Source organism: Sporosarcina koreensis (assembly GCF_042655825.1).
Classification (GTDB): domain Bacteria; phylum Bacillota; class Bacilli; order Bacillales_A; family Planococcaceae; genus Sporosarcina; species Sporosarcina koreensis.
In genome coordinates, this window is sequence record NZ_JBHSNP010000002.1 from 496,402 (window position 1) to 511,796 (window position 15,395).

General features: G+C 47.6%; 18 protein-coding genes and 6 tRNA genes. 23 read left to right on the plus strand and 1 reads right to left on the minus strand.

Features of this window, described 5'->3' with window-relative positions:
• The first annotated feature begins 76 nt into the window (after positions 1 to 76).
• Both ACFPTP_RS02600 and ACFPTP_RS02605 read left to right on the plus strand, forming a co-directional pair.
• Positions 77 to 556, plus strand: coding sequence for a PH domain-containing protein (locus ACFPTP_RS02600; protein ID WP_381441937.1), 480 nt, complete (start codon positions 77 to 79; stop codon positions 554 to 556).
• A complete protein-coding gene (locus ACFPTP_RS02605; RefSeq protein ID WP_381441881.1) occupies positions 549 to 2,063 on the plus strand; it encodes a PH domain-containing protein in 1,515 nt (504 codons plus the stop codon). The genes ACFPTP_RS02600 and ACFPTP_RS02605 overlap by 8 nt, the downstream gene beginning before the upstream one ends.
• Before the next feature lie 161 nt (positions 2,064 to 2,224).
• Here ACFPTP_RS02605 and ACFPTP_RS02610 read toward each other — a convergent pair whose 3' ends face one another.
• Complete coding sequence (locus ACFPTP_RS02610; RefSeq protein WP_381441882.1) at positions 2,225 to 2,827, minus strand: rhomboid family intramembrane serine protease; 603 nt, start codon at positions 2,825 to 2,827, stop codon at positions 2,225 to 2,227.
• Between the two features lie 97 nt (positions 2,828 to 2,924).
• On the opposite strand from ACFPTP_RS02610, the gene acpS reads away from it, so the two are divergent.
• The 21 genes from acpS to ACFPTP_RS02715 all read left to right on the plus strand — a co-directional run bounded on the left by acpS (position 2,925) and on the right by ACFPTP_RS02715 (position 15,142).
• Complete coding sequence (gene acpS / locus ACFPTP_RS02615) at positions 2,925 to 3,275, plus strand: holo-ACP synthase (RefSeq protein WP_381441884.1); 351 nt, start codon at positions 2,925 to 2,927, stop codon at positions 3,273 to 3,275.
• Positions 3,276 to 3,373: 98 nt separating this feature from the next.
• Positions 3,374 to 4,369, plus strand: a complete 996-nt coding sequence (locus ACFPTP_RS02620; protein WP_381441886.1) for a LolA family protein — start codon at positions 3,374 to 3,376, stop codon at positions 4,367 to 4,369.
• A gap of 72 nt (positions 4,370 to 4,441) precedes the next feature.
• Positions 4,442 to 5,548, plus strand: a complete 1,107-nt coding sequence (alr, locus tag ACFPTP_RS02625; RefSeq protein ID WP_381441887.1) for an alanine racemase — start codon at positions 4,442 to 4,444, stop codon at positions 5,546 to 5,548.
• 162 nt (positions 5,549 to 5,710) lie between these two features.
• On the plus strand, positions 5,711 to 5,986 hold the full coding sequence (locus tag ACFPTP_RS02630; RefSeq protein WP_381441889.1) for a transcriptional regulator: 276 nt from the start codon (positions 5,711 to 5,713) through the stop codon (positions 5,984 to 5,986).
• 4 nt (positions 5,987 to 5,990) lie between these two features.
• Positions 5,991 to 6,341, plus strand: a complete 351-nt coding sequence (locus tag ACFPTP_RS02635; RefSeq protein ID WP_060205884.1) for a type II toxin-antitoxin system PemK/MazF family toxin — start codon at positions 5,991 to 5,993, stop codon at positions 6,339 to 6,341.
• Positions 6,342 to 6,498: 157 nt separating this feature from the next.
• Positions 6,499 to 7,329: an RsbT co-antagonist protein RsbRA gene (locus ACFPTP_RS02640; protein WP_381441891.1), complete on the plus strand. Its 831-nt coding sequence runs from the start codon at positions 6,499 to 6,501 to the stop codon at positions 7,327 to 7,329.
• The gene (locus tag ACFPTP_RS02645; protein ID WP_252504524.1) at positions 7,326 to 7,688 is read left to right on the plus strand and encodes an STAS domain-containing protein; all 363 of its coding nucleotides are present in this window, start codon (positions 7,326 to 7,328) and stop codon (positions 7,686 to 7,688) included. Before ACFPTP_RS02640 ends, ACFPTP_RS02645 begins: the two co-directional genes overlap by 4 nt.
• A gap of 2 nt (positions 7,689 to 7,690) precedes the next feature.
• The gene (locus ACFPTP_RS02650) at positions 7,691 to 8,092 is read left to right on the plus strand and encodes an anti-sigma regulatory factor (RefSeq protein ID WP_381441893.1); all 402 of its coding nucleotides are present in this window, start codon (positions 7,691 to 7,693) and stop codon (positions 8,090 to 8,092) included.
• Positions 8,093 to 8,106: 14 nt separating this feature from the next.
• The gene (locus ACFPTP_RS02655) at positions 8,107 to 9,117 is read left to right on the plus strand and encodes a PP2C family protein-serine/threonine phosphatase (RefSeq protein WP_381441894.1); all 1,011 of its coding nucleotides are present in this window, start codon (positions 8,107 to 8,109) and stop codon (positions 9,115 to 9,117) included.
• Between the two features lie 72 nt (positions 9,118 to 9,189).
• Entirely contained in the window at positions 9,190 to 9,531 is a 342-nt protein-coding gene (locus ACFPTP_RS02660; protein ID WP_381441896.1) for an anti-sigma factor antagonist, read from the plus strand.
• Positions 9,518 to 9,991 (plus strand): anti-sigma B factor RsbW, encoded by a 474-nt coding sequence (gene rsbW, locus ACFPTP_RS02665; RefSeq protein ID WP_381441897.1) that lies wholly within the window; start codon positions 9,518 to 9,520, stop codon positions 9,989 to 9,991. Before ACFPTP_RS02660 ends, rsbW begins: the two co-directional genes overlap by 14 nt.
• A complete protein-coding gene (gene sigB, locus ACFPTP_RS02670) occupies positions 9,966 to 10,748 on the plus strand; it encodes an RNA polymerase sigma factor SigB (protein ID WP_381441898.1) in 783 nt (260 codons plus the stop codon). The genes rsbW and sigB overlap by 26 nt, the downstream gene beginning before the upstream one ends.
• 2 nt (positions 10,749 to 10,750) lie before the next feature.
• A complete protein-coding gene (locus tag ACFPTP_RS02675; RefSeq protein ID WP_381441899.1) occupies positions 10,751 to 11,347 on the plus strand; it encodes a PP2C family serine/threonine-protein phosphatase in 597 nt (198 codons plus the stop codon).
• A gap of 87 nt (positions 11,348 to 11,434) precedes the next feature.
• Positions 11,435 to 13,594: a Tex family protein gene (locus tag ACFPTP_RS02680; RefSeq protein WP_381441900.1), complete on the plus strand. Its 2,160-nt coding sequence runs from the start codon at positions 11,435 to 11,437 to the stop codon at positions 13,592 to 13,594.
• Between the two features lie 20 nt (positions 13,595 to 13,614).
• Positions 13,615 to 14,070 carry a SprT family protein gene (locus tag ACFPTP_RS02685; protein ID WP_381441939.1) on the plus strand — a complete coding sequence of 152 codons (456 nt, stop codon included), beginning with the start codon at positions 13,615 to 13,617 and terminating at the stop codon, positions 14,068 to 14,070.
• 167 nt (positions 14,071 to 14,237) lie between these two features.
• Positions 14,238 to 14,312: transfer RNA gene (locus tag ACFPTP_RS02690), tRNA-Glu, on the plus strand.
• A gap of 97 nt (positions 14,313 to 14,409) precedes the next feature.
• Positions 14,410 to 14,484: transfer RNA gene (locus ACFPTP_RS02695), tRNA-Gln, on the plus strand.
• Positions 14,485 to 14,733: 249 nt separating this feature from the next.
• A tRNA-Lys gene (locus ACFPTP_RS02700) sits at positions 14,734 to 14,809 on the plus strand.
• A 65-nt stretch (positions 14,810 to 14,874) separates the two neighbouring features.
• A tRNA-Leu gene (locus ACFPTP_RS02705) sits at positions 14,875 to 14,961 on the plus strand.
• Between the two features lie 20 nt (positions 14,962 to 14,981).
• A tRNA-Arg gene (locus ACFPTP_RS02710) sits at positions 14,982 to 15,058 on the plus strand.
• Between the two features lie 10 nt (positions 15,059 to 15,068).
• Positions 15,069 to 15,142, plus strand: a tRNA-Gly gene (locus tag ACFPTP_RS02715).
• The last annotated feature ends 253 nt before the right edge of the window (positions 15,143 to 15,395 follow it).

A 15,395-nucleotide genomic window follows, 5' to 3' on the forward strand; every position in this document is an offset into this window, starting at 1 on the left:
TTATTTTGCGTCCAGCGAAACATTTTCATTATTGCATCGTATACAATGGAAGGATAGAAAGAGGTGTGTTGTGGAAATGAGAACTCAACCGGCAAACAGGATTTCAAAGAAAGGCTTGAAAGTATGGAGATTATACGGCTGGATCCAAACAATCATTCTCACGCTTGCAGCGATTGGCGGCGGAGTGCTCGTATACATATTCGATTGGCCGAAGTGGATCTATTCGCTTGAAGCCGTGGTACTCCTTCTGTTCGCTTACTTCATCATTATTTTATTCCCGAAGGTGAGATGGATGAGGTGGCGCTATGAAGTAAGAGAGTCGGAAATTGAATTGCAGCATGGCCTTTTCATCGTGAAACGGACGCTGATCCCGATGGTGCGTGTCCAGCACGTCGATACTTCCCAAGGGCCGATCCTCCGGAAATACGGGTTGGCTGAAATCTCAATTTCAACAGCCGCTACGGTACATACGATTCCCGCACTGATCATGTCGGAGGCGGATGAGCTGCGGGGCAGGATTTCCGTACTTGCAAGGGTGGCGGAAGATGATGTCTGAGCAGAAACGTTATAAATTGCATTGGGTCACTGCGGTTATTGAAATGCTCAAAACGTTGAAAGAGGCAATCCTTCCGCTTGTGGTCCTGATTTTTGCGAATGGATGGAAAGGCGGAGGAACTGGACTCTGGTACGTCGACTACTTGTCTTTCATCATTTTCGGTGTGCTGATCGTCGGTTTATTCGTCAGCGGAATCATTAAGTGGAAGCGGTTTGAATACTGGTTCGAGGATGACGAACTTCGGATAGAATCGGGTTTATTTGTGAAGAAGAAAAGGTACATCCCTTTCGATCGGATTCAAAGCTTGGATTATACGGAAGGGATTTTCCACCGTCCATTCGGACTTGTGAAAGTGAAAGTGGAGACAGCGGGCAGCTCTTCCGCGAAACAAGCCGAAGGAGAATTGACGGCGATAACGAAGGACGCCGCTAAATGCGTGGAAACTGAGATGGCCGAGGCGAAGAAACGGCAAAGGGAAGTGCAAGCTGTGGAAGGGGAAACGGCAGATTCTCTTGAAGAAATGCCAGTCGTAGAGGAAACGGAGGAAACAAAGTTCCGTAAAATCTTCACGATGACAACAAAAGATCTGTTAGTGCTTGCCACAACTTCCGGCGGAGTAGGGGTCATCCTGTCCGGGGCGGCAATCTTCCTATCACAATTCGGGGAATTGCTTCCATTCGAGTGGATGTTTGAGGAGATTTCTGCATTCATCAAGTTCGGCGTACTCATTGTTGCGATTGCCATATTCCTTGGCTTGCTCGGTGTATGGATCCTTTCCGTCGGCATGACGCTCCTATCCCATTTTAATTTTACAGTCGAAATGAATGAGGAAGACATTGTCATTACAAGAGGATTGCTCGAAAAGAAGAAAGTGACGGTCCCTTTGAAGAGGATCCAAAGTGTCGTAGTCGTCGAGAATCCGTTCCGCAAGCTATTCGGCTATGCTTCAGTAGCGATCCATAGTGCAGGGGGCAGCATCGGCCAAAGCTCGAAGATCAATTTATTCCCGATTGTCAAAAGAGGAAGGGTGGAATCGTATTTAGAGGACATCTTCCCGGATCTGGAATTGGAAGAGCCGACGAAAAAACTTACGGCTAAAGGAAGGCCATTTTACTACCGTATCGACTTTCTGTGGATGGTGCCGGTCATCGGCTTGCTCACGTACTTCTTTTTCCCTTACGGCTTGTTTTCACTCGCCATTATCCCTGTCATCATTGCGTTCGGCATGTGGCAGCATCGCTCCGCTGCGTATGATATTGCCGGGAATCAATTGACGATGCGATTCAGGACATTCAGTTTACAGACGGCGTATATGATGAAAAAGCGGATCCAGTCGATGGAAATGAAACAAAGCTATTTCCATAAACGAAAAGGCGTTGCATCCGTCCTTGCCAATATTAAATCTGGGATGGGCGTCTATCACGCAACGGTGCAGCATATGGACGTCGAAGAGGCGGAAAAGATATTAAATTGGTATGAAAAAGGTAGATCTGTGAGTGACGAATGAAAAAAGCCTGCGAGGGTTCGCAGGCTTTTAAATTTAATCATCGTCTAGACTACGGGTGGCAACTGCTCGGGTCATAAGTCGGCACTGCTGCACGGCAAAGAGCGCCGTTTCGCAGATCCGCCTTATGCCTGTCGCAGCTAACCGCCACCCTCCGCTTTTGGTTATCGCCAACTAATGATTCTCTTCGGGTGGAAGTAGCTCAACCCAATGATGAAGCCGACGATCAGCCCTGCGATATGTCCGATGACATTGACGCCGGGTTGCAGGAACGTCATTATCACGCTAATGACGATGATCGGCAGCATGATTTGGCGAAGTTGCGGGAATGCATTCTTCGTATAGTAGACGAGTGCTCCGAAAGCGCCGAAAATACCGAATATCGCACCGCTCGCGCCGACGTGGGCGAAATCCGGTCCGCCGAGGAAGAAAGAGGCGACGTTCGCGAAAATGCCCGCCAGCAAGTAGATCGTCAGGAAGCGCGCCTTGCCGGCAACCCGTTCAAGTTCGGGACCGAAGATGAACAACGAAAACATATTGAATAGAAGATGCATGAGTCCTGCGTGCAAAAACATCGGCGTGACGAGCCGCCACCATTCCCCTTCGGAAATCATTGAATTGAGTCCGACACCCATATAATATAAATACCGGCTCCCTTGAATTGGCAATCCCGTTACAATGTAAACGAGGATATTAATGGCAAGCAACGCGGTTACAAACGGATACAGACGGATATATTGGGAAAAGCTCTCTCTGCGAATAAACAATTTTTTCACCTGACCTTTGGTTTTATTATACATAGTTTATGAACGAATAAGTAGCGCGAACTCCCTTTACGAATCGCGCATGAAAGGGACGAAGATAATGATAACAGGCATTGGATTGGATATCGTGGAATTGGACCGTATTGCAAGGCTGGATGAACGTTCGGATAAATTCCGGCTGCGCATCTTGTCAAACAGGGAACTTGCGCTGTACGAAAAATTGCCGGCGCATCGGAGGATTGAATTCCTTGCCGGGCGGTTTGCTGCGAAAGAGGCATTTTCGAAAGCGAGGGGAACGGGGATCGGCGAGGGCTGCCGGTTCGAGCAGATCGAAATTCTTCCGGAGCTGTCGGGAAAGCCGGTATTGCATTTTGACGGCGGGAAGGTGACGGGCTTCGTATCCATCACACATACGCGCACAGTTGCGGCTGCGCAAGTCATCTTGACGTAATCCATGAAATTAAATAATCAATGTAAACAAGCTAGCATAAATGACTGTCCACTCTCATAAGATGACCTACCCGATTGAAATGAGAAAGGATGAACTGAATGCGCAGCCGAATTTTTGTTTTATTGCTAGTTGCGATCATGACACTGCTAGCAGCTTGTGGATCACCGTCTAAAGAGGATGTCATGAAGAAGCTCAGTGGGAAGTGGAACGAGACGAAAGGGTATGAACTGCAGGCGACGATGGAAATTAAGACAGGTTCTGAACCGAGAGTGTACGACGTGACTGTGTGGCATACGAAGCCTGATTTTTACAAAGTGAATGTTTCCCAAGCGGGCAGCCAAGATTCGCAAATGATCGTCAGAAATGAAGAAGGTGTTTTTGTCATCACCCCGTCACTCGGAAAAACGTATAAGTTCCAAAGCGATTGGCCGACGCAAAACAGCATGCCGTATTTGATCGGCACGTTATCTGATGACATCAAGGCGGATAAGAATTCCACGATGAAGGAAAAGGATAAGACGTATATATTCGAAACGGCTTCAAGGAATAACCATAAGAAAGTGCTTCCGACGCAGCAAATCCATATCGATAAGAAAACATTACTTCCGAAGTACGTTTCCGTCATGGATGAAAACAAGGAAGAGAAAATCCGTGTGACGTTCAATAAGATCACACTTGGTGTAGAGCATAAGGCATCCGATTATGCAGTGGATATGGAAAAGCAGCCTGGGAAGAAATCTCAATCGACTGATCATACAGGTTTGATGAAGTTCTATCCGAACTTGGATTGGGAAGGAACTGTACTTGAAGAAGAAACAGTCATTACGGAAAACGGAGTTAGATCATTCATGACTTTCGGGGGCGGAGATAAGGAGTTTGTTGTCGTGCAAGAGCCGGCAGAAGCTCCGGTTGATCAAGTGGCAGTGTCCATCGAAGGGGATCCTGTCGATCTAGGCTTCACTGTAGCGGCATTGACGGCTAACTCGATTCGTTGGGAGCAGGACGGAGTGGCGTTCTTCGTTGCATCTTCCACATTAACACCTGACGAGCTGATTGAAGTTGCATCTTCCATGCATCCGGAAGATAGCAAATAAGATAGAATTGTTTGACGTGAAAAGCTTGTAGGATTGATAATAGGAGCATCCAGAGAAAAACGAGGGATCCATATGGAACATTATCGTCCTACAAAAGCATTCGTCAATTTACATGCGATACAAGAGAATCTCAAAAGTTTGAAGCAATACTTGCCTCGCCATACATCCGTCATAGCCGTCGTGAAAGCGGACGGCTATGGGCATGGAGAGGTCAGAGTGGCACAAGCCGCAATCGAAGCAGGGGCCCGGATGGTGTCGGTAGCGACGCCTGACGAGGCCTTACATTTGCGCGAAAGGGGCATTGCCGCCGATATTCTTGTGATGGGGCCCTCCCCGGTGCAATTTGCCCAAGTGGCAGCAACACAAGGAATCCACATCACTGTCTCGGATGCCGAATGGCTTCGTCAAGCGGCACGGATTCTGGAAAGTGCTAGTCAACCATTGAACGTGCATGTGAAAATCGACAGCGGCATGGGCCGGATCGGTCTTCGGGATGAAAATGCCCTTCAGGAAATCGTTGAAGTGATCGAGGGAACGCCTGAAATCCAGCTCGCAGGTACCTTCACGCATTTCGCCTGCGCGGATGAAGAGGACACCAGCAAAACGGAGATGCAATTCAAGCGGTTCATGGAGCTGGTGGACAAATTCCCGAAAAGGCCGCCGCTCGTCCATGCATCGAACAGTGCAGCCGCTTTGCTTTATCCGGAATATGCACTCGATGCCGTCCGTTTTGGCATCAGTCTCTACGGCATCGCCCCTTCCCCTTATGTGGAGAGGAAGTTGCCATTTGGATTGAAGAAAGCTTTCACGCTCGAAACGGAATTGGCTTACGTGAAAAAACTCGAAATGGGCAGCACGATCAGCTACGGGGGAACATACGAAACAGAGCAGGATGAATGGATCGGCACATTGCCGATCGGCTATGCAGACGGCTTGAAACGTGGGCTTCGCGGCCAGGAAGTGCTGATTGCAGGTGAACGGATGCCGATTGTCGGCACGATTTGCATGGATCAATGCATGGTGAAACTGCCCCGTGAATTTGCGGTCGGTGAAAAAGTGACGTTGATCGGCAGGCAAGGAGATCAGGAAATCACGATGGAGGAATGGGCGGACCGGATCGGGACAATCCCGTACGAAATCGCGGTTACAATTGGAAAACGCATACCGAGAATATATTGAACCTCACATGGATAAGATGTATACTGTTCCAACTTTCGACAAATGACCGCTTAATTTGAAGATTCTTGTCAATAAAAACCCTTCTTTGTCTTCTCATTGTCGAAGTTCAATGGTAAGATAGACGTTGAATAGAATCGATCGAGGGAACGGGGTCTGTCGGAGGTGCTAGAATTGCGAGAGAAAAAAATAAAAATCGTAAAAGTATCTAAAGGGAATGAAATTGAACATACGGCCGTCCATCAGGAGCCGGAGCGCGGAGAATTCGTTTATGTTTCAACGAAGCGGTATATGACTGATCATGAAGCGGATACGATCCGCGAAGCGATGATGATCGGCTACGTTGAAATGTCGCAAATCAACTTACGAATCGCAAAGGAATGCTTGCATGCGGAACTCGAAGCCCAGCATACGGTGGAACGTCTCGTAAGCGGAGGATGAAAAGTTGGCAATAAAACGTGGGGACGTCTTTTTTGCAGACCTGTCACCCGTCGTTGGTTCCGAACAGGGAGGGACAAGACCGGTACTGGTCATCCAGAACGACATAGGCAACCGGTTCAGTCCGACAGTGATCGTGGCAGCAATCACTGCACAAATCCAAAAAGCTAAATTGCCGACTCATGTCGAAATCGATGCGGAACGTTATGGATTCGAGCGGGATTCCGTGATCCTGCTCGAACAGGTCCGCACGATCGACAAGTCGAGGCTGACGGATAAAATCACCCATTTGGATGAACCATTGATGGAGAAGGTTGACGAAGCGCTCGAAATAAGCTTCGGGCTAGTTAAATTTTGAATACATATGTAAAAGCACTGCGGACCTCGTCTTCCGGAGTGTTTTTTTATTTTCCGGTAGATTTGAGGAGCGAAGCTGTAAATAGATGTCCAATCCAACTTTTTTCTGTACAATGGACATATGGGATTTTCAATTTGGCGAGGAGGCGTTTGAACGCATGAATAAAATCATGGTAGAAGGCATCAATCAGAACATGGATGAAATCATCGATCGTTGGATAAAAAGGATGAAGGAAGAAAAAGGAGAGCGTTTTTTCCACTTCATGCCTGACCATCTTGTCGAAAAAACGAGCAGGGAATTCGCAGAGCTTATGACTTCCAACATTAACGAACCAACTGCTACAAATGCCGAAAAGATCAACGATTTCACCGAGAAGGTCGTTCGGTTCGGGTGGGCGATCAAATTTGTCAATAAGGCGATCGACAATTTTTCGGATGTCGTGTATGAGTTTCTTGAAGAAGAGGGGATCATCAACGACAGCAACCTAAGGGCTTTCAATGCTCTGTTCAGGCATTGGATTAACCCATTGCGGGAAAGCATCATTGACGCTTATTCAACGGAATGGGAACGCACAGTCAGCTTGCAGAAAATCGCATTGCAAGAATTGTCGGCTTCCTTAATTCCAGTATTCGACAAAATTTCGGTCATGCCTCTCGTTGGAACAATCGACACGGAACGCGCGAAGTTGATCATGGAGAATTTGCTTGAGGGCGTTGTGAGCCAGCGGGCTGAAGTTGTACTGCTCGATATTACAGGCGTCCCGGTCGTGGATACAATGGTTGCGCATCATATCATCCAGGCAGCTGAAGCTGTGCGTCTAGTCGGTGCGAAATGCATGCTCGTAGGCATCCGACCTGAAATCGCGCAGACGATTGTCACGCTTGGCATCAACCTGAATGAATTCACGACGAAAAGCACATTGCAAAGGGGAATGCAGGCAGCTTTGGGAATGACGAACCGGGCAATCGTGGAGGTGGAAGCAAATTGAATGCACGCATACCGATTTTGAAATTGAATGAAGTCCTCATCGTATCGATCCAGTGGGAACTCGATGACCAGACGGCCATTCAATTTCAGGAAGATCTATTGAATAAAATGCATGAAACTGCGGCTCTCGGAGTTGTAATCGACTTGACACCGATTGATTTCATTGATTCCTTCATCGCAAAAGTACTGGGGGATGTGATCAATATGACAGGATTGATGGGCGCAAAAGTCGTCATTACGGGTATTCAGCCTGCAGTCGCCATTACATTGATCGAGCTGGGAATCCGCCTGAGCAATGTAATGACTGCGCTAGACTTGGAAAACGGTTTGGATAAACTTTATAAAGAATTGGAGGCCTGACAATGAACTTTAGGTCTTCTGTAGAGATAATTACGGAATGGGATATCGTTGCTGCAAGGCAATTAGGGCGTAACGAAGCAAAGAAGGCCGGTTTCGGAACTGTCGACCAGGCGCGCATCACGACCGCAATCAGTGAATTGGCGAGGAATATTTATCTGTACGCTGGAAAAGGGAAAATAGAAATTGAACGAGTTTCGGAGGGCGGGTTGTTCGGTATCAAAATCATTGCATCTGATGAAGGTCCCGGAATCCCTGATCTACGCAAAGTGATGGAAGACGGTTTTTCGACATCGGGTGGCCTCGGAGCGGGAATGCCAGGGGTGAAAAGACTTATGGATGAATTCAAAGTCACTTCGGAGCCGGGCGCAGGAACAATCATTACGTCTACAAAATGGCTTCATTGAGGAGGTGATAGTGGATGCCGCAAGAAGTTGCCAGGCAGTATAAGGAAATCATGAAAAAATACTTGGAGAGCCATAGCGAAGAGGATCTCTACGTCGGACAGCAATTCAGCAGGCGTTTCATTGAAAAAGAGATTGCGCCTGAAGATGTCATTAGCGTGCACAAAACCGCATTATCAGAGCTTCATCCTGATCTGCGGAACGAAGTATGGGATTCTCTGGATTTCCTGATCGAAATGATGATCCACTATGGCCTCACGATGCGCGAGCACCAAAGCCTCATTCGTAAACAGGAAGCGATCCAAATGGAAATGGATGTTGCGACGAAAGTGCAGGATACGCTTCTGAAGACGAAAATGCCGTGCGTCGGCGGCTTGGATGTCGGATTCATATCCAAGCCTGCCAAAGAGATGAACGGAGACTATGTCTATTTCCTTAATAAGGAACATGAATCGGGTGTAGCGGTGGCTGACGTGATCGGCAAAGGGATTCCCGCCGCTCTATGCATGTCCATGATCAAATTCGGCATGGACGGATTGCCGGATGAAAATACGAGCCCTCGGAACGTGCTTGGCATCATTAACCGGATTGTCGAGAAGAGCGTCGACGATTCGATGTTCATTTCCATGTTTTACGGCAAGTACAATGCCGAGGATACGACTTTCTCCTACGCTTCTGCAGGCCATGAACCGGCTTTGCATTTCGATAGCGGAAAAGACGTCTTCTCGGAATTGGATGCCAAAGGTCTGCTCCTCGGCGTCAAATCGGATGCGGAATACGAGGAACGTTCGGTCGTACTGAACGACGGGGACTTCATCGCGATGATGACGGACGGTGTCACAGAAACGAGGACAGAAGACGGGTTCGTTGACATGAAGACGATTCAGAACTTGCTTCATGAAGTGAAAGATATGACCGCCCAGCAAATTGCGGAACATGTCTATCAACATCTTTCCGACCTGCAAAACTATCGATTGAGCGACGACTTCACGATTGTCATTTTCAAAAAGGAGCCTGAACAGGTTTAAAACTTTGAGTGGCGGGTATGTAAGGATGTAGTGTATTATCCAATACAAATATCGAGAGTCGGGGTGCAAGAAATGAATTTACAAGTCGAATTACTAGAACAAAATAGTGTTCAATATTTCAAGGTTGTCGGTGAAATAGATGCATTCACGGCACCTGTCCTACGGGAGCGCTTGGCTGCCGTTGAAAATGTCCAAGGGTTGAAGGCGGAACTGGACTTATCCGAAGTGGACTACATGGACAGTACAGGCCTCGGCGTTTTTGTCGGCTTCTATAAGGCCGTTTCCGCAAACGGCGGGCATGTGAAGATAACTGGCTTGAACAAACGGTTGGCGCGTTTGTTTGAAATAACTGGTCTTAATGAAATTATCGATATTGAGCAGAAGGAAAGTGAGGACAATAATGCAACATTATGATTATATCGAAATTAAGATACCCGCAAGAGCCCAATATGTCGGTGTTGCAAGATTGATGATTTCAGGGATCGCCAGCCGGCTAGGGTTTACATACGATGACATCGAAGACTTGAAAATCGCTTCAAGTGAAGCCATCACGAACGCTGTCCAACATGCCTACGGCGATAATGAGGATGGGGAAATCGTTGTCGGGTGTGCACTGTATGAAGAACGATTGGAAATCATGATTGCGGATCATGGAACGAGCTTCGACTTTGAAGAGACAAAAAAACATATTGGACCATATAGCGACACATCAGATGCTCGTTTCCTCCGCGAAGGCGGACTTGGGCTTTATTTGATGGAGACGCTCATGGATGAAGTGAAATTTCATCATGAGGAGGGCGTGACGGTCTTTATGACTAAATATCTCGGCAGAGAGCGGGGCGAAGAAGATGTCAAACGAACAGCCAACTCATAAGCCGGATACGAAAGAGCAAGTGCTGGAATGGATCAGGCAATACCAGGAGACGAATGATGATGAAGCGCAAACGAATCTTGTCCTTCATTACGAGCGTCTAGTCCATTCCATCGCCCGCAAATATTCCAACGGGAAACCGTACCATGAAGATATCGTCCAAGTCGGTATGCTCGGGCTTCTCGGCGCAATCCGCCGATACGACCCTGAACTGGGGCGCAGTTTCGAAGCTTTCGCCGTACCGACGATCGTCGGGGAAATCAAACGGTTCTTGCGCGATAAAACATGGGCCGTACACGTGCCAAGGCGCATTAAGGAGCTCGGACCGAAAATCAAGGCCGCAGTCGAGACGTTGACGATTGAAATGCAACGATCGCCGCTGGTTAGTGAAATAGCGGAATACCTGAATACCGATGAAGAATTGGTCCTTGAAGCGATGGAGATGGGGAGGAGCTATCAAGCCCTTTCGATGGACCATACGCTGGAAGCCGATTCAGAAGGTGGTACAGTGACCTTGTTCGATATTATTGGAGAATCGGATGACGGATATGAGAGGACGGACCATCGACTTGTCGTGGCAAATGCGCTCAATGTGTTGTCGGAACGTGAAAAGCAGATCATCCAATATACATATATCGAGCAGCTGAGCCAAAAAGAGGCGGGAGAACGTCTCGGTATTTCGCAAATGCACGTCTCCAGACTGCAACGGAAAGCGATCAAAAAACTTCAAGAGGCCATTATGGCGGCTGGTGGTGCATAGTAGTGGAAGTGTTCAGAAATGATCATGTAGAGGCGTATGTCTATAACTCGGCAAAGCATGGCAATATCGAATCGGGGGATACGTATTATATCCATTCCGAAAAGGATTACTTCATTTGCGCCATAGCCGATGGATTGGGAAACGGAGTAGTCGCTAGACAATCCGCAGAAGTCATCCCGTTTGTCTTGAAGCGTTATCATCATGAATCGCTCGATGAATTGCTGAGTCGCTGCAATGAATATATGGTTCAGAAGCGTGGAGCGGCAGTAGCGATCGTGCGTGTCAACTATAAAGAAGGCACGATTGAATACAGCTGTATTGGAAACGTCAGGCTGTATATCCTGCACGGCGGCGAAAAAATGATCTATCCATTGCCTGTCATGGGGTATTTATCGGGAAGGCCGCAAAAAATGAACACCCAAACATACAAATACGAAGTAGGCGATCTTTTTTTCCTTCATTCTGACGGGATTACGCTGAACAGCCCGAAAGCAAGCTTGAAGCAAAGCTCCAACGCCTTTGATTTGTATAATATCGTAAAAGAATCTGCGCAATCCGGCGATGACGCTACATTTATCGCCGGCAGCCTGCTTCAGTAAAATGAAGCAGGTTTTTTCATTTGCAGGAATGGAGTAAGTCGAGCGAGAAGTGTTAAACTGGAAATAGGAAAGAAAGGGTGGGAATGAATGGCGAACAAGTTAGTAGAAGCAACTGCGAAAAGAGCATCGATCAGTACGAAGCAGACTGCCAATGTCATTGCTCTTCTCGACGAAGGCAATACGGTCCCTTTCATCGCACGATACCGGAAGGAAGCGACCGGATCCCTCGATGAGGTGGAAATCAAGGCAGTCGAGGATGCGTACAATTATGAAAAAGGGCTGGAACAACGAAAAGAGGAAGTCATCCGGTTAATTGAAGAGCAAGGGAAATTGACGGACGAGCTGAAAAAGGAAATCGAATCGGCCACAGTTTTACAACGGGTTGAAGACCTGTACAGACCGTACAAGCAGAAAAGACGCACACGTGCGATGATTGCGATTGAGAGTGGCCTTGAACCGTTGGCGGACAAGTTGATGGCGTTCGGACCGGAAAATCCGGAAAAACTTGCCGCATCTTTTGTAAATGAAGAGAAGAACGTCGCATCCGTCGAAGAAGCGCTTGCAGGAGCGTGCGATATAATCGCGGAACGCATTGCAGATGACGCGGCGCTGCGGGAAAGCGTGCGGAAACTAGCATGGTCTGACGGCCAGATGGCTTCGGTGCTACGTAAAGGTGCTGAGGATGAACGCGGCGTGTATGAAATGTACTACGAGTATGAGGAACCTTTGAAAAAGATCGTTCCGCATCGAGTGCTTGCCTTGAATCGCGGAGAAAAGGAAGAAGTTCTGCGAGTAGGCGTAACGTTCCCGGCAGAGCGGATCGTTGGGATGCTTGAACGCGAATTGATTAAAAAGCAGCAATCTCCATCTGCCCTTCAAGTGAAAGAGGCGACGGAGGATGCCTTCAAACGGCTGATCGCCCCATCTGTCGAACGGGAAATCAGAACTGCGCTGACGGAAAAGGCGGAAGCACAGGCGATCCATGTATTCTCGGAGAACTTGAAGAGCCTTCTCTTGCAACCTCCGCTAAAAGGCAGGATGGTGCTAGGCGTCGACCCTGCATTCCGGACGGGCTGTAAATTGGCGGTCATTGACGAAACAGGGAAAATGCTTGAAGTATCGGTCATTTATCCACATCCTCCGAAAGCGAATCAGGAAGCTTCGAAAAAAACGATTCTTTCAATGCTTGCAAAATACAAGATTCCGATCATCGCGATCGGCAACGGAACGGCATCGCGGGAAACGGAGAAATTCATCGCGGACTGCATCAAGGAATCGAAGGATCCGGTTTCATACGTCATCGTCAATGAAGCGGGGGCGAGCGTCTACTCAGCATCAGCTCAGGCACGTGAAGAATTTCCTGATCTCCAAGTTGAACAGCGGAGCGCCGTTTCCATCGCACGAAGATTGCAGGATCCTTTATCCGAGCTCGTGAAAATCGATCCTGAATCGATCGGCGTCGGTCAATACCAGCATGATGTCGCGCGGAAGAAACTGTCCGAGTCCCTATCGTTCGTCGTGGAAACTGCGGTGAACCGGGTAGGCGTGAACGTGAACACAGCATCTTCTTCATTGCTGCAATACGTGGCGGGCCTTTCGAAGACGGTTGCGGAAAACATCGTCAAGGCACGGGAAGAGGAAGGGCTGTTCCAAAAACGGACCCAATTGAAGAAAGTTCCGCGTCTCGGCGCGAAAACATATGAACAAGCAATCGGCTTCCTCCGAATACCTGAAGCAAAAGACAGATTCGACTCAACCGGACTTCACCCAGAAAGCTATACAATCGCGGAACAAGTGCTATCGGAAGCCGGAGTGGATAAGAGTCTATTAGGAAAAGAGGAAGCCGTCGAAGCTTTATCCGCCTTGGATATTCCGGCATTGGCTGGGAAACTGGATATCGGCGAAGTGACATTGCGCGATATTATCGACACGTTGAAACGCCCGAACCGCGATCCGCGTGATGACTATCCGCAGCCAATTTTGAAGGCAGACGTACTCGATATGAAAGATTTGTATGAAGGACTCGAAATGCAAGGAACCGTCCGGAACGTTGTCGACTTCGGCGCATTCGTCGATATCGGCGTTCACGAAGACGGACTCGTCCATATTTCGAAATTAAAAAAAGGGTTCGTCAAGCACCCGCTCGACGTCGTCGCTTCCGGCGACATCGTAACCGTCTGGGTGGAAGGCGTCGATAAAAACAAAGGCAGAATCTCGTTGACGATGATCCCGCCAAAAGGGAAATGAGCTGCAACGTGAAAAACGGAATGGAACAACGTGAGCTGCAGCAACTCGTTCAACAACTATCTATAGAAGGTTTCGGAAAACCATTCAGACACGAAGCACGCTTCAACGCCCGCCTCCGAACGACTGGCGGGCGCTATAAACTGCTCGATGGCTCCATCGAAATCAACCCGACTGTTTTAGAGCTTTATGATTTGGATGAACTCATCGGCATCATCAAGCACGAACTTTGCCACTATCATCTCCATCAAGAGGGGAAAGGCTATCGGCATGGAGATGCGGATTTCAAAAAGCTATTGCGGGAAACTGGCTCGCCGAGATATTGCAAGCCGTTAGGGAAAGAAAACAATAGAGCAGTGAAGATTCATCTATATAGATGCAAATCATGTCGATTGGAATATAGGCGGAAAAGAAGAATGGACGTGCGGAAATACAGATGCGGCAAATGCGCTGGTGAAATCGCCTTGATCCAAAAATAAGCTCTTGCCAAGCCGCGCAGCAATAGGCTTGGCGAGAGTTTTCTTTTGTTTATAAAAAAGAATTCAATAAAACTGTTGACGAATGGATGATGAGTGTCTATAATAGGAAAAGTCGATTAGGGAATGACATTAAAACAAATTGAACTTCCTACTCGAATTAATAAAACGGCCCCTTGGTCAAGCGGTTAAGACACCGCCCTTTCACGGCGGTAACACGGGTTCGAATCCCGTAGGGGTCACCATTTTAATTATGTATAACTTCCATGTTTATGTTCACAGTAAAGAGGGGAAACAAAACTTGTGACCTCAATTTACAGAACGGCTGCTTGATTCCATCACTGGGGTATAGCCAAGCGGTAAGGCAACGGACTTTGACTCCGTCATTCGTTGGTTCGAATCCAGCTACCCCAGCCAATTAATTTTTTCGCTCCACGAAAAAATTAATTTGCGAGTAATCCCGAAGGGATTAGGAGCAAACAAGGTTTTAATAACCAGAGCACTCTTCCTTAAATGGGTTAGGAGCAAAAAGGTTTTAATACCAAAGCAATCAAAGTATTAAAGCAATGGAGCAAAAGGTTTTAATACCCAAAGCACTCTTCCTTAAAGGAAATGAAAGCAAAAGGTTTAACCGATCAAGTACATTCTAAATAAACAACCAAGCACGAGCCATTAGCTCAGTCGGTAGAGCATCTGACTTTTAATCAGAGGGTCGCAGGTTCGAATCCTGCATGGCTCACCATCTTTTCTAAAAAAACTATTGACATCTCCACTGAGAGTTGTATAATAAAGTGTGTCGCAAATAATGCGGTAGTGGCGGAATGGCAGACGCGCTAGGTTGAGGGCCTAGTGGGGGTTAACCCCGTGGAGGTTCAAGTCCTCTTTACCGCACCATATTCCATATATAAAACCGAGCGCCCGTAGCTCAATTGGATAGAGCGTCTGACTACGGATCAGAAGGTTATGGGTTCGACTCCTGTCGGGCGCGCCAAATTTCATACGCGGGTGTAGTTTAGTGGTAAAACCTCAGCCTTCCAAGCTGATGATGAGGGTTCGATTCCCTTCACCCGCTCCAATTATTCTTTTAAAAAAGTGCTTGACGCTTTCGAGAGAGAATGTTATACTAGAAAAGTTGCTGCAAGAAACGCAACGAAATGAACCTTGAAAACTGAACAGCAAAACGTCAACAAATAAAGTTCTGGAGCCGACCCCGTCGGTGAAAGGAACAAACGAATCTTCGGATTCAAAATTGACATCTTAAATGATGCCAGCAAGAAACTCGAGCTATTCGAATTTCTCTATTATGGAGAGTTTGATCCTGGCTCAGG